This is a genomic window from Paenibacillus rhizosphaerae, assembly GCF_014192015.1.
Lineage (GTDB): Bacteria > Bacillota > Bacilli > Paenibacillales > Paenibacillaceae > Paenibacillus_AQ > Paenibacillus_AQ rhizosphaerae.
Window position 1 is genome coordinate 196,603 of record NZ_JACHXJ010000001.1, and the last position, 19,840, is coordinate 216,442.

Genomic DNA, 19,840 nt, shown 5'->3' on the forward strand with positions numbered 1-19,840 from the left:
TGCAATCAAAAAGGAGAGCGGAATCATGTCTAGAAAAACGATAGATGTTGAGGCCAGTCTAGTCATTCACAATGCCAGCATCGTAACGATGGACGATGCCAATCCTGCCGCTTCGGCAGTTGCCGTTAAGGACGGCCAGTTCCTGGCTGTGGGAGAGGATGCCGAAATCATGAAATATGTCGGATCATCCACACAGGTCGTCAACGCCAACAAACGAATGTTGATACCGGGCTTGAACGATTCACATATTCATCTCATTCGCGGCGGTCTCAACTATAACCTTGAACTTCGCTGGGATGGAGTGCCATCCGTAGCGGATGCATTGCGCATGCTGAAAAAGCAGGTTGATCGTACGCCAGCACCTCATTGGGTCCGTGTCGTAGGCGGATGGACGGAGTTCCAATTCATCGAACGCCGGATGCCAACTCTGGATGAAATCAATCGAATTGCTCCGGAAACCCCCGTTTTTATCCTTAATCTTTACCGTCAAGCCTTTTTGAACAAAGCTGCCTTACGGGTAATAGGGTATACGAAGGATACGCCTAATCCGCCAGGCGGAGAAATCCAAAGGGACAGCCGAGGCAATCCAACAGGAATGCTCATCGCCAGGCCTAATGCAACGATTTTGTACGCCACCTTAGCTAAAGGGCCCAAGCTTTCATATGAAGACCAAATCAATTCAACCCGGCTCTTTATGAGGGAATTGAATCGATTTGGTGTGACAAGCGTTATCGACGCTGGAGGGGGCTTTCAGAACTATCCCGATGACTATCAGGTGTTTGAAGAGCTTGATAAAAACGGTGAAATTACAGTTCGCACTGCGTATAATTTATTCACTCAGCATCCCAAGAATGAATTGAGCGATTTTAAAGCATGGACCGCTTCCTCGCAGCCGTACACGGGCAGTTCCTACTATCGTCATAACGGTGCCGGTGAAATGCTTGTTTATAGCGCGGCAGACTTTGAAGATTTTGTAGAGCCCCGTCCGGAACTCCCTGCTGTACTCGAAGATGAACTATTTGATGTTTCTCGGCACCTCGTTGAACAACGCTGGCCATTTCGTCTTCATGCAACCTATGGAGAGTCGATTTCACGTTTCCTCGATGTATTTGAGCGCGTGAATAAAGAGGTGCCATTTAAAGGCCTACGCTGGATTCTGGATCATGCCGAAACGATCCACGAGAAGGATCTGGAGCGGGTCGTCGAATTGGGAGGTTCCATCGCGGTTCAAAGCCGAATGGCTTTCCAGGGTGAATATTTTGTTGAACGATATGGGGCAAAAGCAGCGGAGAATGCGCCTCCGATAACCAAGATGATGAAGTCCGGACTGCGCGTTGGTGTGGGAACGGATGCCACCAGAGTAGCTAGTTATAATCCCTGGGTGGCCTTATATTGGTTAGTGACGGGCAAAACACTGGGAGGGTTAAGCCTGTACCCTGCCTCTAATCGTGTAGAAAGACACCAAGCGCTTCGGATGTATACGACGGGGAATGCATGGTTTTCAAAGGAAGAAGATGTGAAAGGGCAAATCAAACCGGGGCAATACGCTGATTTTACGATCCTTTCCGATAATTTCTTTCAGGTCTCGGAAGAGGCAATTAAAAAAATCGAATCCGTCTTTACCGTCGTGGGCGGTAAGATTGTCTACGGCACCAGCGAATTTCAGTCTTTGTCGCCTCCAGCTCCAAAAGCCAGCCCGGACTGGTCTCCGCATAATTTCTTTGGCGGCTATTACAAGGGGCCGGAATATGGGGGTGGTGGATCAGGCGCCCATACACCTAAACAGGCCCATCTTCACCATAAGTGTAACCATCATCATGGCAGCGGTTTCTGCGACTTGGATTGCTTTGTCTTCTAAATATCATATGATGCTTTGATCCATGAGGCTGTCCTTGTTCATCTATGATGACTTATAGGACAGCCTCGTTTTCAAAACAAGTCACAAATATAAATGAAAGGGGTGAGTATATATGTCGCCTAAAAGAGAGTTGTCTATTACTCGGGAAGAGTTGATTCGGCTAGTACGAGCCATATTAAATCATAAAACAAAGCCCACAGCTGATCATTCCCGAGAATCCATCCCTCTGCAGTTGAAAAACGAGATCACCAGGAACTATAAATAAAACCTAAGGCGTTCCCGGATTAGACAAAAGGTACAGCCGCCTCATTGAATATGAGGGACTGTACCTTTTTATTTGGAACTTTTTATCAGCGGCTTCGATCAAACAGGAATCATCTTCTCAATGATGCTCAACGTTCGTTGGATTGGGCTGATGGATCTGGGTAGTGGTTGTCTCCTTTTTCTCTAAGCGAATGAAGAATGGGACAATCGTACTTAGCAGCAGTAATCCGGCCAACACCTCGAAAGTGAACACATGACCTTTGATGTCGATCAGATAAATCGAGACGATGGGGCCAAGTGAGGCTCCGATGAATAGCATAAACATATGGAAAGAAAGAGCGCTGGCCCTTAAATCTCCAGCTAAAGTGCCTATTAGAGATAACAAGGCAGGAAGAGCCATAGCTATGCCGGCAGTAAAAAGAATACTCGCCAAGATTAAAAATGCAAGGTTCTCCCAGGCGCCAACCAGACCGAGGCCAATACCGGACAGGATCAGGCCGCAGCACAGTACATTCTTAACGCCAAACCTGGCAACGAGCTTCCCGTCAAACGGGGAAACGAGCATGCCGATAATACCAGCTGCGCGAACCCATAGGATTTCCTGGTGGCTCAGACTGAAGGGAGAGCTGCTTAGATAGCTTCCAAGCGTAGAGAAAAAACCGACGAGTGCAATAAAGAGCGTTGAAGAAATGATGTAACAGAAGGGCAGGCTTTTTTTCTTGAAAATACCGCCAATGCGCTTTAACGGAGAAAAGAAATTGCCCTCCGGCTTCTGGATGATATCTTTGGGTATACATATGGTAATCAGAAAAAACGAAATCAAATACACGATGCCAAGGATGTAAAATACATACCTCCAGCTTAGTTCCAAAATGACGGTGCTGCTATAAATCTGCCCAACGATACTGGCCATTAAAAAAGCGGTGCTTATAAATCCGAGGATCGTGACCCTTTTATTCGTTGGGAACATCTCTATTGCGTAGGCTAACACAGAAGGCGGAAACATGGATGCCGCCAATCCTTGGATAACCCTCAGCACAATAAGCCAATGAAACTCATGAACCGTTCCAATAAAAGGGGTTGATACCGTGAGTAAGCATAATCCGGATATCATCATTCTTTTCCGTCCATAGCGGTCGGAAAGACCCCCGAACAAGAGTCCTCCACCGGCAAAAGCAAAAGAAAAGGCGCTTCCTGCCCAGGCTGCTTTGGAAGATGAAATCTGGAATACGTCCTCAAACAAGGGAAAGAGGGGGATCGTTAAATATAGTGCTGAAACAACAATTAATGAGCACCAGAATAGAATCAAGGTCGTCAGATTATAACGCGGTGCCGCTTGCTTCGCTGGATTATTCAATCGTGATCCCCCTTTCTTCTGCAGGCGTCCCTTTTTTTACAGCTGCATTGGTTTCTCTGACATTTAGAAACACGTTGACAGCAAAAACAAGAATGCCGCTTCCGGCAACGGATTCGCCTATACGTTTCATCGTTGATAACCATTCCTGATCATAGCCGTTTGCAATAAAGGACAGCGAGATTAACATGATTGGCAAACCTGTGCCCTGCAGCCAGAAGTGCCATTGAGCCAGACGGGACGCTGCAGCTTTGGGAAAACGCAGATAAGTAAATCCGCAAAGGGCCAAAGTTGCCCATCCGAAAAGATTGGTGTGGGCATGAACGCTGGTCAATGCAAAGTTCAATGTCGCACCCATGTAGATTCCAATGCCAATGCCGAGAACAATATAAATAACAGCCATTTTTAAAAAACGTACTCCCATTCCAATTCTCCTTTGTATTTTACGAAATTCATTCTCCGGTCGAGGAGTGCACTCATATTCAATTCCAAGAACCAGATATGTAACACAATCGTATAAACAGCGGTTCGTACGATCAATATCGATATTTCTATGTCTCATATAGCTTTTTCTTATAATTATCGGAACAGCCTGGGAAAATCCTCGGCCTTTTGTATTATAGATTTTTCGTACAAAAGATATAGTAAATTCGCTATGCAAGTATAGAAATAATGGAATGGTTCGCTGCTGCTCTTTTCTCTATGATTTGAATCAGGAGTACATTTTCAGTTATTAGCAGGATTGAATAAACCTAACAGAAGGAGTTTGGGTAAGATGGGGAATATGATAAAGAAAACGGCAGGTATCCATCATATTACTTGTTTCGTGAAGGATGCGCAGAGAAATGTAGATTTTTATGCTGGAGTCCTAGGTTTTCGTCTTGTAAAAAAAACAATTAACTTTGACGCACCCGAGGTATACCATTTGTACTTCGGCAATGAAAAAGGCAGCCCTGGAACAATCATTACGTTCTTCCCGCACGAATTTTCCGGCAAAGGTCGCATAGGCGGAGGACAAGTAGGTACAACAACGTATGTAGTACCCGTAGGCGCAATTGACTTTTGGAAAGCACGTCTCGCGGCGTTCGGTATTTCTTTCACAGAAAGCACCCGTTTCTCTGAAAACTATATCGAATTTTTAGACCTTGACGGTCTGCAGCTAGAGATTGTTGAACGGGAAGGCGGGGCTCACAATACGTGGTCATTCGGGGGGATTCCGACGGATAAGGCTATCAAAGGATTTGGGGGCGCGGTGCTATACAGCGTTGCGTCCACCAAGACCATGCAGGTACTTGAGGACGTTTTAGGTCTTGAAAGGGTAGGTCAGGATGGCAACTTTATTCGCTATAAGGCTGAAGGAGACATCGGCAATCTCATTGACGTGAATGCGGAGCCCATGGAATGGGGAATCCCAGGCAGCGGCACCGTACACCATATCGCGTGGCGAGCCAAGGATTTTGAAGACCATGATGCCTGGAGAAGCCATGTGGAAAGCAGCGGTTTAAATCCTACACCGATTATTGACCGACAGTATTTCCATGCGATCTATTTTCGTGAACAAGGTGGCATTTTGTTTGAAATGGCGACGGATCCGCCAGGTTTCGCCAATGATGAGCCCCAGGATCATCTGGGCGAGACCATCATGCTGCCTTCATGGTATGAAGACAGCCGTGCTGAAATTGAAAAGAACCTGCCCCCTATTCAAGTGCGCCAAGTGGAGTCAATCAAGCAATGAAACATTTATATCCAACTCATTGATAATCGCACTTAATAACGTAAAAAGAGCAGTTACACAGGCTATGATTAGCTGTGATAACTGCTCTTTGTTTAATTGGATATCGTCTCTTTATCTCTTAAACCAAGCCCCTCAGCTATCGCATTTCCCCATTCAGGATCCGCTTTATAAAAATGGGCGATTTGACGAAGCTTTATCCCATCCTTCTCAACCGGTTTCATGGCATTGACAATGTTATTTACCAAGCGCCCGCGTTCTTCTGCACTAAGCAACCGGTACAAGTCACCAGGTTGAGTGTAATGGTCATGATGGTCATAAGGGACACTGTCGGCTGAACCGGATACTTCGAACGCGGCTGTCTTGTATGCTGCAGATTCAGTCACTCCGTGGTAGCTATTCGGTTCATAATAAATTGAACTTCCTCCGTTGTGATCAGAACGCATTTGACCGTCACGCTGGTTATTATTCACTTCGATAACAGGTTTATTAATAGGGAGCGTATTATGATTGGTTCCAACCCGATAGCGATGTGCATCGGCATAGGCGAATAAACGGCCTTGAAGCATTTTATCCGGAGAAGCTTCAATCCCGGGTACGAAGGCTCCAGGAGAGAAAGTTGCTTGTTCGACTTCAGCAAAATAATTCTCCGGGTTACGATCGAGGACCATGCGTCCAACCTCGATAAGTGGGTAGTCTTGTTGCGACCACACTTTTGTTACATCAAAGGGGTCGAATCGGTGCGTATTCGCGTCTTCCAGCGGCATGATTTGAACATACAACTTCCACGCGGGGAAGTCTCCTTTTTCTATAGCTTGGAACAAATCCTCCATGTGGTAATCCGGATTTTCGCCGGCCAGTTTAGCAGCCAGTTCGACATCGAGATTTTTAATCCCCTGTTCCGTTTTGAAATGATATTTGACCCAAACCCCTTGTCCATCTGCATTGACCCACTTAAACGTATGGCTTCCATAACCATGCATATGACGTAAAGTAGCGGGGATACCGCGGTCAGACATCAAGATGGCTACTTGATGCAAGGACTCGGGAGACAATGACCAGAAATCCCATACTGCGTTTGGATTTTTAAGGTGGGTTTGAGGGTGACGCTTCTGAGTGTGGATGAAATCCGGAAATTTGATGGCATCCCGTATGAAGAAGACAGGCGTGTTATTTCCTACCAAATCATAGTTCCCTTCTGCCGTGTAAAACTTTACGGCAAAGCCACGGGGATCGCGCACGGTATCTGCAGAGCCAAGTTCGCCTGCAACTGTGGAGAAGCGAATAAACAGTGGCGTTCGTTTACCAATCTCGGACAAAAAAGTCGGCTTTGGTATACGAGGACACATCATGGGTTACTTCAAAATATCCGTGTGCACCGGCACCTTTGGCATGAACAACCCGCTCAGGGACACGTTCACGATTGAAGTGGGCCAGCTTTTCAAGAAGATGGACATCTTGAATGAGGGTTGGACCTCGAGAGCCGGCGGTCATCGAATTCTGGTTATCTCCAACTGGAGCTCCCCAACTTGTCGTTAATTGACCATGTTTGATTTCCAATTTAAATACCCCCAATAGGTGAAATTCGTACGATAGAAACATCTTATTATCCATTTTGTATTTTGATCAATATGAGTCTATCTATATCTGACATAGTTATCGTTTATATCTGTAGATATTAGAAATCCCTATGGCAGATATTGACAAACACTTATTGATAGATAGGAGTGGGAGGATTTAAGCTATTACCATCACAAGGAGGGGATCGCGTGCATCGTATAACCTGGGTTTCCGTCATGATCGTGGCGCATGTCATATTGCTTACGGCATGTGGAGCTAGTAACAATGAAAAGGCTGAATCCGCGCCTAGTGAACAATCAACAACAATAGCGGATGAAGTCGTGATCAAGGCAGCGAACTGGAAGTTTGATAAAGCCGAGTATCGAATTAAAAAAGGAGAAGCCGTCAAGCTAACGTTAGAGTCGGAATCAGGCGTCCATAGTATTGCATTTAAAGGCCTTGGAATTAAAGAACTGCGCTCCGGTGACTCCGAAGTTGTGACCATAAATGAGGCTGGGACGTATGAACTCTTCTGTAACACCATGTGCGGTTCGGGCCACGCCAATATGAAAGCTAAACTTATCGTTGAATAAAAGCTTTGGACGACCGCCACGTATAGATAAGCAGGTAAATGAGAGATGAGCCGCAGACCGAACCAATCTGATCATTAAGATAGCTGCCCGCCGGTCCGTTGGACCGCTTGGGCTCCGTTTGAAGTTGAGCCTCGGCTGGTGTATTCCGCAAAAGCCAATAAAACAGCCGCCGGCTCTAAAGCCAGGCGGCTGTACCCATATTTCCTTACTTGAACTCGATCAGACGAGCTTCCAGACGATCCCAAGTTTCGCTGATGCCTTGCAGCATGCCCATGTCCATAACCGTTTTGAGCGCCTCTGCGGAAGCATACACCGCACGGTTGATCAGCTTTGTCTTGCCTCCTAAATCGACGAATTCCAGCGTGATTTCGGTCGATGGCAGCGTATCATTTACATTGCCTTCGGCATCTGAGAAGTAATCGGTGTAGATAATTTTCTCCGGCTCGGCGATTTCCTTGTAAACGCCTTTGCCCCAAGATTCCATCCCGTAAAATTCGCCCTGGTTCCGGTCGACGCACTTCATGCAGTAGTGCCAAACACCACCCGGCCGGAAATCGACGTTGCATACAGGAATTTCCCATCCTTTGGGCCCCCACCAATGCTTGAGGTGTTCAGCCTCTTTAAACATTTGGAACACGAGATCGCGCGGTGCCTCGAATACACGTTCCAGCACCAGCACCCGGTCGTTTTCTACTTTCGAAACAATAGCATGGTTTGACATTTTATAATTCCTCCTTAATCGATTTAATTTACAGTTCTGATTTTTCCTTGTTTTGCAATTTACGCAAGTATTCTTCCAGATTATCGAATCTGTCTTGCATGACATGCCGAAAGGATTCCACCCAAGACTCCAGTGTCAGGAAGGGCTCGGGCCGCAGCCTGTAGATTCGGCGATTGGCTTCGGCCTTTACTTCAACAATCCCGTTGTCGCTTAGGATCTTTAAATGCTTTGAGGCTTGGGGCTGGCGAAGACTCAAACGGTCGGCGATTTCACCAACGGTCAGAGGGCCATCGCGCAAAAGTTCAACGATACTCATACGATTCGGTTCGGCCAAAGCGCTCAGCGTTGTCATATCCATTACCGGATTTTGCCTTGGCATGTGCTTCACCTCGTTATGGGATGTCTCTTGTTCAATCTCATCTCCTTCATCATTATGTCGTTTTGTTGATTTAAATATACCTCAAGGGGAATATTCCTGTCAAGGAATATTATTTGTTTATTATTCTTCAATCCAGACGATGAAACCACAAGAGTCAAGGGAACTGTCCGGTTGAGGGAAGATGGGGGATGACTTGGCTGAACAACAGAGTGCGGGAGGAGAGCCGCAGAAATCATCGTGAATATGCTGGAGTCGAATCATTATCTGCAGGAAAAGGTGACCATTCCCGTTAAGCTGGTGGAGCGGGATTCCATTGGTCCTTGTATCGTTAGTGAAGCGAAATAGAAGCCAAAGTTTAATCAGGCACAGGATTCATACGAAAGACAGCGTAATTCAGTAAATCCCCGAAAATAAATCAATTTCCGGGGATTTTTGTTTTGCTTTGTTCCTGCCCTTTGCTATTCATGGTAATAGATCGCATCATAAGGAAACTCGAACTTTTTCATTCGGTACTCCTTTGGGGTCATGGACATATATTCACGAAACACCTTACCGAAGTAGCTGGGGCTTTCAAAACCGCATTGTTTGCCAACATCCTGGATCGGCAGGTCTGTGGTTCGAAGTAAGGTGACTGCAGCCTCAACCCTCCGGTCTCGCAAATAAGAAAGGGGAGAGGACCGCTCCGATTTCTGGAACAGCCTGCATAAGTGATGCTTGTTCACTTCGCAGTGTTCGGAGAGCATGTCCAACGTCACTGGGGAGGCATAATGCTCCTTCATGAACCGCTTGGCCTTCAGAATGATGGAAATTGAGTTCTCGTTAATGTCTTTGTTCATTTCTCTGCTAGTCTTGACTAGAGTAAGCATCCACGCATAGACCGTACTGGACAGTTGGTATTTATCAATCACCTTCTTCTCGGCTATCATGCCCAGAATCTTCCACAGACCTAGAATTAAGGGAGAGTCAGCATCTCTCTGAATGACGGGCCCCTCTTGCCCAATCACAAGATCCCAAATCCGGTTTGCTTCTTCCCCTCTCAAGTTAAGCCATAGAATCTCCCAGGGCGTTCCGTTATCCGCATAATAGTACCGGTGTCTGCTTGGAACTTTGACCAGAAATCCTGTTCCCTGGTGCAGAGTGAAGCGCTGCTGATCATACTCCAGGATGCCTTGGCCGCTAAGCGTATATTGAAAAATGACGTGCCCGCAATCCGGACGATCCTTGCCTGCAAAGCTGTACTCCGTGCTCTGGATGATCTGCCAACCGACCGAATCTAATGTCAATATTGAATGATCGTCGCTTCGAAAAGCATAGGATGAAGGGGATATCATGTCGTGACCTCCACGTTCCATGAAGTCAATTTTGTTATAGTATAGCGCAATACATTTAGATTGTCTTCGTCATCGATCACGCATAAGATCGAGGTATCAAGAACAAAGTGGGTGAACCTATGGAGGAGAAGAGGTATAACGAAACGGTGAGGATCGATCTAAAGGAAGATGAGTACTGGTGGGGTGGAGCCGCCCAAGATGGGACCTTCATGCCGTTTGGCAGTGAGCCCTATTCACGCGATCTATATGGCGATGCAGCCTATAACCAAGCAGCGCCGCTGCTTCTCTCCAATAAAGGGAGACTGGTTTGGTCGGAGGAACCGTACCGGTTTTCTTTTGACGACCGAGAACTTGTCATTGAAGGAAAGGAAGAAAACATAAAAGTCGAGGAAGGAGGGAGCTCCCTTCGTGATGCATACCGCCTTGCTTCGCAGAAGTATTTTCCTCCCGCAGGAAGTGCTCCGGATTTGCAGTTTTTTACCGTGCCCCAATACAATACGTGGATGGAGATGAGCTACCATCCAACGCAGGACAAGGTGATCGCCTACGCTGAAGCCATATTGTCCAATGGGTTGCCGCCAGGCATCCTCATGATTGATGACAATTGGCATGAAGACTATGGTACGCTCAAGTTTCATGTGGGACGTTTTCCCGATCCCCTGGGGATGGTGAACCGGCTTCATGAGCTTGGATTCCGCGTGCTTCTGTGGGTATGTCCATTTTTTAGCCCGGACGGCGAGGTATACCGCGACTTGAAGAGGAGGGGATATTTGCTTAATCATTCGGAGGGGAAGCCGGTTGTTCGCGAATGGTGGAACGGATTCAGCGCCGTTCTCGATGGGACCAATCCGGAGGCGGTAAGCTGGTTTGCAGGTGAGCTGGACCGGTTGACTGAAACATACGGGATCGATGGATTTAAGCTTGACGCGGGAGATCCTCAGTACTACAAGCCGGAGGATATCAGCTATCGGCCGGTGACGCCGAATGAGCAGACGGAAGCTTGGGCGCGTCTCGGACTCCGATACGCCTTTAACGAGTACCGGGCATGCTGGAAGCTGGCCGGCCAGCCGCTTGTTCAGCGCTTGAGCGATAAGAACCACAGCTGGGGTAAGGACGGATTAGCGAGTCTGATTCCCAATGGTCTTGCTCAAGGACTGATCGGCTATGCCTTCAACTGCCCCGATATGGTCGGGGGCGGCCAATACGAGGACTTAATTCGCCCGGATTTCCAGGTTGATGCGGAGCTTTTTGTCCGTTATGCGCAGTGCTCCGCTTTGTTCCCGATGATGCAATTTTCTACGGCACCATGGCGGGTGCTGGATGAAACACATTTGAACTTATGTATCGAAGCTGCAAGGCTGCACTGCCGGATGGGAGACGAGATCGCCGCGTTAGCCCGTCATGCCGCCGAAACGGGTGAGCCGATCATGCGTCATATGGCATACGTATTCCCGGAAGGGGGCTTCGAGCAAATCACCGATCAATTTATGCTCGGTGATGATGTTCTGGTTGCCCCGGTACTGCAGAAAGGGGCGACGGCCAAAAGAATCGTATTTCCTCCAGGAATTTGGTATGGAGATGACGGGTCGCGGGTAACTGGCCCGTGTGAAATGGAAGTTGATGCTCCTTTGTCCAGGCTTCCGTGGTACCACCGGGAGAAGGGGGCTTCCTCTATTTACTGATCTCCCTCCGATCCGCCTAGGGCTTGCCGTCCAGTCGTGTTTCTGGATTGGACCCCGGGCCGTACAGTTTACGGTAAGTCTCCGGCGTCATCCCTTCCTTCTGGCGAAACGTAGCCACGAAGTGACTCGCGTCGCGGAATCCTACCGCTTCTCCAATGCGGCGCACGGTCCAATCGGACCGGTAAGGGAGCCATTCCTTCGCCTTGCGGAGCCTTAGCTGAATTAAATAAGCATAAGCCGTCATCCCGAACAAATCCCGAAATCTTTCGTTCAGCTGCCGTTCACCGATGCCCAGCTGCGCAGCCATCTCCGCCAATCCGATTTCCGGGTTGGCGAATTCGTGTTCCAGCCAGTTCAGCAGGCCTTGAACCCGGTCCAGCCGCTTCGAGATGGAGGGCCGCTTGTCCGTGCGGGCGTCGGTACGAAGCAGCGTAAGAAATCGGTATAGATCTGCGGAATACCGCCATCCCGACGGATCGCCGCCCGATTCGGCGAACGCAAGCATGCCTTGTAGCTGGTCGGTTATCGGATCATGGCCGGCTTCCCATTGAAACCGTTCGGCGGCGCTCCAACCGAGGGATTGCACGATACTGGCAGCAGCACTGCCGTGAAAGGTGATATAACCGGTCTGCCAGCCGTCGCTTTTGGGCTCGTATCGATGAGGTGTCCCCGGGGCGAGAAGAACGCCCGATCGCTCCGTCATTTTCCAGGTGTACCCGTGAATCGACAGCTCTCCCTCTCCATGTAACGTCTGAAGCCAATGGAAATAAGGATAGCCCGAGGGCCTTGCTATGGTCTCCTGGTCGGGTTTGATCCCAATCGTCTCCAGCTGCAGGGGCAGCAGCTCCGAAGGGAAAGCGGGAACGACTCGGCGCATCTTATAAAAACCTCCATATTCTTATATAAAAAATCCCGAATTTTATATTTTTTACAGCTATCATAAGCCATTAAGATAGGGTTATCAATTGCAGTTTTATCATATACATTGAGGTGTGACAAGTTGATCAATACGAAAAAAGCGAAAATTTGGTATGGCGGAGATTACAACCCGGATCAATGGGAGAAGCCGGTCTGGGACGAAGATTTACGTATGTTCAAGATAGCGGGTATAGACGTCGTGACGCTCAACGTGTTTGCCTGGGCGAAAAATCAACCCGACGAAAACACCTACAATTTCGATTGGCTCGACGAGATGATGGACAAGCTTCACGCGGATGGAATCGGCGTCTGTCTTGCAACAAGCACGGCAGCCCATCCCGCATGGATGGCGCGAAAGTACCCCGACGTGCTTCAAGTCGATTTTCATGGCCGTAAACGGAAGTTCGGCGGGCGCCACAATTCCTGCCCGAACAGCCCGTCTTACCGTAAGTTTGCAGCTCGTATGGCGGAGAAACTGGCGGAGCGTTACAAGGATCACCCGGCCTTGCTTATTTGGCATATTAACAACGAATACGGTGGTGCCGGGAACTGCTACTGCGACAACTGCGAAGCGGCTTTCCGGGAATGGCTCAAAGCGCGATATGGCACGCTTGATGAGGTGAATCGGGCCTGGAACACCGGGTTCTGGGGTCATACGTTCTACGATTGGGAAGATATCGTCCTGCCAAGCGGACTCAGCGAGGAGTGGGCCGGGGCAAACGGGCGGACGGAGACGAACTTCCAGGGCATTTCGCTCGACTACATCCGTTTCCATTCCGACAGTCTGCTGGAGTGCTACAAGCTTGAATATGAAGCCGTCAAAAAGCACACGCCGGACATTCCTGTGACAACGAACCTGATGGGTGCCTTCAAAAAGCTCGACTACCATAAATGGGCTCAGCACATGGACGTTGTGTCATGGGACAACTACCCCCGTTTCGATACGCCGCACAGTTACACGGGAATGATGCACGATCTGATGCGCGGTTTGAAAGATGGTCAGCCGTTTATGCTCATGGAGCAGACGCCGAGCCAGCAAAACTGGCAGCCTTACAACTCGCTTAAGCGTCCTGGCGTTATGCGGCTGTGGAGCTACCAGGCAGCGGCCAGAGGGGCGGATACGATCTTGTTTTTCCAGCTCCGCCGATCCATCGGCGCCTGCGAGAAATACCACGGAGCCGTAATCGAGCATGTCGGCCACGAGCACACACGCGTCTTTCGCGAATGTGCCCAGCTTGGCGAGGAACTCGCACAGCTCGGGGATACACTTCTTGATGCCCGCGTTCAGGCCAAAGCCGCCATTTTGTTCGATTGGGAGAACTGGTGGGCGCTCGAAATGTCCAGCGGTCCGTCGATCGCCCTGCGTTATGTAGACGAAGTCCATAAGTTTTATGATGCGCTGTATCGTTCGGGCATTGCGGCGGACGTCGTCAGCGTGGAGGCGGACCTTAGCAGCTACAACCTGGTCATTGCACCCGTGATGTATATGGTGAAGCAGGGAGTAGCGGACAAGCTGGAGAACTATGTACAAGCCGGCGGTACATTGGTTACGACGTTTTTCAGTGGGATTGTCGATGAAAATGATCTTGTACGGACGGGCGGATATCCCGGCGAGCTGCGCAAGCTTCTCGGGATATGGGCGGAAGAAATCGATGCCTTGCTTCCGGACCAGCGCAACCGTATTGTCCTGTCTGACGGCACTCCCGGTATGAAACCGGAATACGAATGCGGCATGCTCTGTGACTTGATTCATTCGGAAGGCGCCGAAGTCAAGGCGGTATACGGCGAAGATTTCTACCAAGGCATGCCGGCGCTAACCGTGAACAAGTTCGGCTCGGGCGAAGCCTGGTATGTGGCGACAAGCCCCGAGGCCTCCTTCCTTCAAGACTGGCTGCCGCAATTATGCGCCTCCCATGGGATTGAGTCTCACATTCCCTCTGTACCGGAAGGCGTAGAGACGACGGTCCGATCGAAGGAGGGCCAAGACTACTTATTTGTCCTCAATCATAACGCAGATACCGTAACCGTCGAACTGGGCGATCGGACAGGCATCGACCTGTTGACCGGCCGTACGCTGAATGGCGGAAAGGCAGAACTGGTGGGACATGATGTATGGATTGTAAAGCTCGATCGGTAGCATAACGTCTCATGGAAGCAAGCACATCAGGTTAGCGGAGTTATACTCAAGGAGTTAGTTCCTGGTTACCGCGTGGCTCTATTACGAGAATAGGGGGATGAACCGAGATGAAAATAAACGCAAACATAAGCGACTTGGAGCAAATCGTCGGACGAGTGGCGTCGTACACGTTCGACATGGATCTGACGTGGGATTGGCCGGGAGGCGTCGCTTACTATGGCGTCAGCAGGGCATTCGAAGTAACGGGAGAGCAAGCTTACCTTGATCGGATGAAGGATTGGGTGGACGAATATATCGAAGCCGGTCTGCCGGACTGGACGGTAAATACATGCGCCATGGGCCATATGCTGCTCACGCTATACGAGCAAACAAAGGACGAGAAGTATGTGGCGATTATTCACAGCAAACTCGATTACCTGGAGAATGATGCCCTGCGTTTCGGCGATCGGGTGCTTCAGCATACGGTATCGTCGGGGAACGATTTTCCGGAGCAGTGCTGGGCGGATACGCTGTTCATGGCGGCGTATTTCATGCTGCGCGCTGGCATCCTCTTCGATAAAAAACATCTCATTAACGACGCCCTGCATCAATTTTTCTGGCATATCAACTACTTGCAGGACGACAACGACGCCCTGTGGTATCATGGCTACAACCATATTAAGCAGGATCATATGTCAGGCATATATTGGGCGCGCGCGAACGCTTGGGCTGCCTATACGATGGCCAGGGCGGCACGTATTCTGCCGGAAGGATACCTTTATCCCCCAATGATGCATATTTGGAGTTCATTGCGCGACCAGCTTGCCGCGATTAAGAAACTCCAGAAAGAAGACGGTTTATGGGGGACGGTTCTGGATTATCCGGAAGCTTATGGCGAGGTATCGGCCACGGCGGGCATCGGGGCGGCCATGGTAACTCAAGGCAATCCTTTGCACGCGAAATACGTGCAGAAGGCGCTTGACGGTCTGCTTGCGAACATTGCCGACAACGGCCGCGTGCTGAACGTATCGGGCGGCACCGCTGTCATGAATGACATCTCCGGTTACCTCGGCATCGACAGGAAATGGGCTCAGGGCTGGGGGCAAGGACTGGCGCTCGCGTTTCTGACCTCGGTGATCGAGGAGCTCAAGAAAAATGAAGCGAGAGTGGATCACAAATCAGTGGATGCTTTGTGAAGATGAACGGGAGGATGTCCTTGTAACAGAACGTGATGGCGTGCGCGGAATTACCATTCATGAGAGCAACGAATCAAACATGATTCGTTGCTTTTTTAATTGTCGAGCTAGAGATTGATATTTAGTTGGATCGGCGTATCTAAGTTTCGCAAAAAACGCAGAGATATGCTTGAATAAAGGGGATTTTGTCATCGGGAATTGAAACGAATAGGCCTGAAGAATTATTTAAGTATACATTGAAAAATTATTGTTGTATTAAGAATACTTAAAATATAAAATACATACCGAATATAATGATAAAGGAGGTTCACAAAGTGCGTCTGCGACTGTTATCAGGTATTTTGTCCGTGGTCATGCTCATTCAGCTTGTTCCGGTATTCAAGGTGCACGCAGGTCCGTATATACCGGATCTTCCGCAATCCGATCATGTCCTCACAGGCCAGGATTTGATTCCTGCCCTTGTCCTCCACGATTTCAACACGCCTGAAGATGTAGCGTCATGGAAAGCAGGGACGAACACCAAAGAGGTTCAGTATGTGACAAGTATGCTAAACGGCCCGAACTCGCCTTATGAAGGAAGCGGTGCTCTGGAACAGGTCCCGGATCCGGTCAAAGTGTATGAATGGCGCACGATCTATACGGATTACGAGCAGCCGAAGGACCTGTCCGCATACCGTTTCCTGGCTCTTGCGGCAGACAGCTATGGGTGGCAGTCATCTGCAGACTATGTGCTGAAGGTGAAATTGTTCAGTGGAGAGGACGAATTTGAGAGCATCGCGCATATCCGCCCGGATCAATGGAAGCGGATCTTTATCCGGCTGGGGGATTGGGAAGGCAAGCATGCCGTCACCAAGATGGAAATATCCTTTATGCAAAATTTTGATCTGGAAAATGTGCAGCCGGGCCAGCCGGGATATGACTCCTGGGATGGACGATTTCAGATCGATTACATCTGCGCGACGAATGTGATTGATCTCGGGTTTAATCAGGAAGGGGAACCCGAAGGCTTCACCGCTATGAACGGCTCGGTCCAGGCGCAGGACGGGGCATTGGCATACCGCATGGAGGCCGAAGGCGGGTACATCGAATCACCGGAAATCAAGATTGATACGACTCAGAGGAACGGCATGACGATCAACATGACGAACGAAACGGGCGCCCAGGAGTTGAAAATCCAGTGGCGGACCGAGGGGGGAGATTGGTCTGACGACCAGGTGAAATCGTTCACCATCCCGGCCAGCGGCACCTTCTCGCAAGATTTTAACTTCTCGGATCATCCCGGATGGCAGGGCATCGTAACCGCATTCCGCATCATTCCGGTAGCAGCAGCCGGCACGATCAAGCTGGACCAGATTCGCTTCAGGCAGCTGCCGGAAATGGAGCAGCCTTATGCAGGCAAAGCGGAAGCCAGTATAGACCAGGACGGCAAGATCATCGTGGAAGGAACGGTTGAGCCGGACTTTGTGTCTGCTCATCCCGATGGTCAGCTGGAGCTGTTTGAATTGGCGACCTATGAGGATGCTAAGGAAGTGCTCTCAGCCAAGACGCCTCTTGCAAAGACCGCTCTGAGCGAGTCGTTCCGGTTCGAGACGGCTGCGAATGACGGGCAGCGGAGCCGTCTCTACTCCAAATTCGCCGTTGCATTTCATGCGGAAGACGGCACATACACCCCGATGGACGCTCCGCAGTATATCATCAATCCGGAATCCACTGCGCGCAACACCGAGCCCTATCCGGAGGCGCAAAGCATCAAAGGGCTTCAGGTACAAATGACGGGTGACGCCCAGGAGCTTGGGATCAGCCATGCCGCACTGAATGTGAGCTACAACGAACTGATGTACAAATCCGATAACCATCCGGAGAATACGATAGCATACGACCTCGAGGGGGAAACCTTCTATTTCCGCAAAGACCGGATCGAACGCATGGATAACGCCATCAAAAGCTTGTCCGACAACGGCATTATCGTCTCTCTGATCTTAATTATGTATGATATCAAGGATCCCGATTCACCCAATGAGTTCCTGATCCATCCGGACTCCGAGCCTGGAGGAACCGTATATGCGCTCAATACGAGTAATGAAATGGGCGTAAAATACGTGAAGGCGGCAACCAAGTTCATGGCGCAGCGTTATTCGATGCCAAGCGAACAATACGGGAGGGCCGTCAATTATATCGTCGGCAATGAAGTCGGCCAGAACAAAGTTTGGAACAATATGGGCCCCAAAAAGGTGGATGCTTACGTCCGGGAGTACGTCCAGACCTTCCGGCTGATCGACACGATCGTCAAAGGCGAATGCGCCAACGCCAGAACATATGTATCCTTGGATCATTTCTGGAATGAAAAGCTTGACGATACTTCCCTCTGGAAATACGACAACAAGGTCATCGTCGATAAAATGGCGGAATTATCGCGTAAAGAAGGCGATTTCGCCTGGAACATTGCCGCGCATCCTTATCCGGAAGATTTATTCAATCCACGGTTCTGGAATGATGCCACGGCAACGGATTCGTTTGACACCCAGCGCATTACGTTTAAAAACCTGGGAGTTCTCGTCGATTATATGAAGCAGCCGGAACTTCTCCATAACGGGCAGATGCGGCGTATCATCCTGTCGGAGCAAGGCTTCCACAGCTTGACCAATTCGGAAGAGCATCAGAAGCTTCAGGCCGCCGCTTATGCCTATGCTTATTATAAAGTAAAATTTTTGGATGGCATTGATGCGTTCATCCTTCACCGGCATGTTGACCATGGACAGGAGGGAGGGCTTAATCTCGGCTTGTGGACCCACACACCGGACAGTGTCGTGACGCCGGATCAACCGAAGTATATATACGATGTCTTTAAATATATCGATACGGCCCGTTCGCTGGAGGTAACCGAGTTTGCCAAGCCGATCATCGGTATTTCAGATTGGCGGGAAGCGATTCCGAACTTTGATCCGGGCCAGCTTCAGGACCGGACGATTCCTTCGATCGGTGGCCTCGACTACATTCTTGACGTTCAGAAGCCAAGGGAAGGAAGCGGTTTTGAATCGGGTACCGACGGCTATATCGCATCGGATGAGGTACAGGAAGTGCGCAGCGCTTCCGGTGATGCCTTCAACGGAACGGGAGGCTACCTGGCAGCCAGATTCAACAGCCCGTACGCGAAAAATTGGGCCGGTGTGCAGAAAGAATTCACGGAACCAGTTGATGTCAGAAAAACACCGTACTTCACAGCCGCGCTGCAGCTGGCCGATGTGGATCTTGCAAAATCCTATGAGGCGAAGGTTATTCTATACAGCGGATTTGACCGAATCGAAGGAACTGCCAAGCTGGATCCGGCGAAGGGATGGCAGCTGGTTTCGCTTCCGCTTGGGGATTGGAAGGGAGCGAAGTCCGTTGACCGGGTGAAGATCTGGATACGCTCCGAGGGAGGAGCCCCTTTGACAGGAGAACTCCGTGTGGATGAAGCCCGCTTTGCCGAAAAAGTGAAATATGATCCTCATTCATCCAATTTGGGGATCTCGGTGCGGCAGCTGACACCCAAGCTTGAGGTTGGGGCGAAGCTTACTGTCACGGTCACAAACCTCGGCTCCCAGAAGCTGAACAAGAAGATGAGGGTGGAATTACCCCAAGGAATTCAAGCAACCCCGGGAAGTATAGATCTTGGCGACGTTGGAACCGGGATGAGCAAAAACCTCACCTTAGAGATCACCCATTATGCTCCGCTGAATGAAAAAGATCTGACATTAACGCTGGACTATGATTCCCGCAAATTCACATTTCCTTTGGAATGACGCAAGCAAGAGCGTAAAATGATTCCTTCAATAGAATCAAGAAAAATCCGAAAACAAGAGCGATCGTAGGAACATGTTACGCATTTGATCCCATCATCCATTTCAAACTATTCGACTTATACAGAGATGACTGCGGTGCCCGGTAGGGAGCGCCGCAGTCTTTTTTTCGATATCAGGGCTGTTGTCCTTTTAGAGATCGAATCAAACAATGTATATTTAGTTGTAAACAGTCCGAACAAAGTATATTATATTATTAATAAGAATACTTAATTATCGACTATAATGCTTTCGATATTCGTTAATGGAGGTCGAGCTGCTTATGTGTGAGACGGATCCGTTGGGAGGAGCAGAAAG

The 19,840-nt window shown here is 49.4% G+C and carries 13 protein-coding genes and 1 pseudogene; 7 read left to right on the top strand and 7 right to left on the bottom strand.

The window, feature by feature from the left end; genetic code table 11:
- Positions 1–25: 25 nt before the first annotated feature.
- Positions 26–1,858, top strand: a complete 1,833-nt coding sequence (locus FHS19_RS00760; RefSeq protein ID WP_183577274.1) for an amidohydrolase — start codon at positions 26–28, stop codon at positions 1,856–1,858.
- A gap of 382 nt (positions 1,859–2,240) precedes the next feature.
- Here the strand turns inward: FHS19_RS00760 and FHS19_RS00765 are convergent, their stop codons facing one another.
- Positions 2,241–3,479, bottom strand: coding sequence for an MFS transporter (locus tag FHS19_RS00765; protein ID WP_183577277.1), 1,239 nt, complete (start codon positions 3,477–3,479; stop codon positions 2,241–2,243).
- Positions 3,472–3,900 (bottom strand): hypothetical protein, encoded by a 429-nt coding sequence (locus FHS19_RS00770; RefSeq protein WP_183577281.1) that lies wholly within the window; start codon positions 3,898–3,900, stop codon positions 3,472–3,474. The genes FHS19_RS00765 and FHS19_RS00770 overlap by 8 nt, the downstream gene beginning before the upstream one ends.
- Before the next feature lie 360 nt (positions 3,901–4,260).
- On the opposite strand from FHS19_RS00770, the gene FHS19_RS00775 reads away from it, so the two are divergent.
- Complete coding sequence (locus FHS19_RS00775; protein ID WP_183581302.1) at positions 4,261–5,211, top strand: ring-cleaving dioxygenase; 951 nt, start codon at positions 4,261–4,263, stop codon at positions 5,209–5,211.
- Positions 5,212–5,303: 92 nt separating this feature from the next.
- Here FHS19_RS00775 and katA read toward each other — a convergent pair.
- Positions 5,304–6,810, bottom strand: a pseudogene (gene katA, locus FHS19_RS00780) (catalase KatA).
- A gap of 167 nt (positions 6,811–6,977) precedes the next feature.
- Here katA and FHS19_RS00785 point away from each other — a divergent pair.
- On the top strand, positions 6,978–7,361 hold the full coding sequence (locus FHS19_RS00785; RefSeq protein WP_183577284.1) for a cupredoxin domain-containing protein: 384 nt from the start codon (positions 6,978–6,980) through the stop codon (positions 7,359–7,361).
- Positions 7,362–7,566: 205 nt separating this feature from the next.
- Here FHS19_RS00785 and FHS19_RS00790 read toward each other — a convergent pair whose 3' ends face one another.
- From FHS19_RS00790 to FHS19_RS00800, 3 genes are all read right to left on the bottom strand, one after another.
- The gene (locus FHS19_RS00790; RefSeq protein WP_152401716.1) at positions 7,567–8,082 is read right to left on the bottom strand and encodes an SRPBCC domain-containing protein; all 516 of its coding nucleotides are present in this window, start codon (positions 8,080–8,082) and stop codon (positions 7,567–7,569) included.
- A gap of 28 nt (positions 8,083–8,110) precedes the next feature.
- Entirely contained in the window at positions 8,111–8,461 is a 351-nt protein-coding gene (locus FHS19_RS00795; RefSeq protein ID WP_183577288.1) for an ArsR/SmtB family transcription factor, read from the bottom strand.
- A 458-nt stretch (positions 8,462–8,919) separates the two neighbouring features.
- Positions 8,920–9,792, bottom strand: a complete 873-nt coding sequence (locus FHS19_RS00800) for an AraC family transcriptional regulator (protein ID WP_183577291.1) — start codon at positions 9,790–9,792, stop codon at positions 8,920–8,922.
- Between the two features lie 119 nt (positions 9,793–9,911).
- On the opposite strand from FHS19_RS00800, the gene FHS19_RS00805 reads away from it, so the two are divergent.
- Positions 9,912–11,474, top strand: coding sequence for a glycoside hydrolase family 31 protein (locus tag FHS19_RS00805; RefSeq protein WP_183577294.1), 1,563 nt, complete (start codon positions 9,912–9,914; stop codon positions 11,472–11,474).
- 16 nt (positions 11,475–11,490) lie between these two features.
- On the opposite strand, the gene FHS19_RS00810 is transcribed toward FHS19_RS00805, so the two are convergent.
- Positions 11,491–12,351 (bottom strand): AraC family transcriptional regulator, encoded by an 861-nt coding sequence (locus FHS19_RS00810; protein WP_183577297.1) that lies wholly within the window; start codon positions 12,349–12,351, stop codon positions 11,491–11,493.
- A gap of 123 nt (positions 12,352–12,474) precedes the next feature.
- Here FHS19_RS00810 and FHS19_RS00815 point away from each other — a divergent pair, with 123 nt between their 5' ends.
- The 3 genes from FHS19_RS00815 (at position 12,475) to FHS19_RS00825 (ending at position 19,486) form a co-directional block, all read left to right on the top strand.
- The gene (locus FHS19_RS00815; RefSeq protein WP_183577300.1) at positions 12,475–14,529 is read left to right on the top strand and encodes a beta-galactosidase; all 2,055 of its coding nucleotides are present in this window, start codon (positions 12,475–12,477) and stop codon (positions 14,527–14,529) included.
- Between the two features lie 107 nt (positions 14,530–14,636).
- Positions 14,637–15,704 (top strand): glycoside hydrolase family 88/105 protein, encoded by a 1,068-nt coding sequence (locus FHS19_RS00820; RefSeq protein WP_183577303.1) that lies wholly within the window; start codon positions 14,637–14,639, stop codon positions 15,702–15,704.
- Positions 15,705–16,018: 314 nt separating this feature from the next.
- Entirely contained in the window at positions 16,019–19,486 is a 3,468-nt protein-coding gene (locus tag FHS19_RS00825; RefSeq protein ID WP_183577306.1) for a DUF5722 domain-containing protein, read from the top strand.
- The last annotated feature ends 354 nt before the right edge of the window (positions 19,487–19,840 follow it).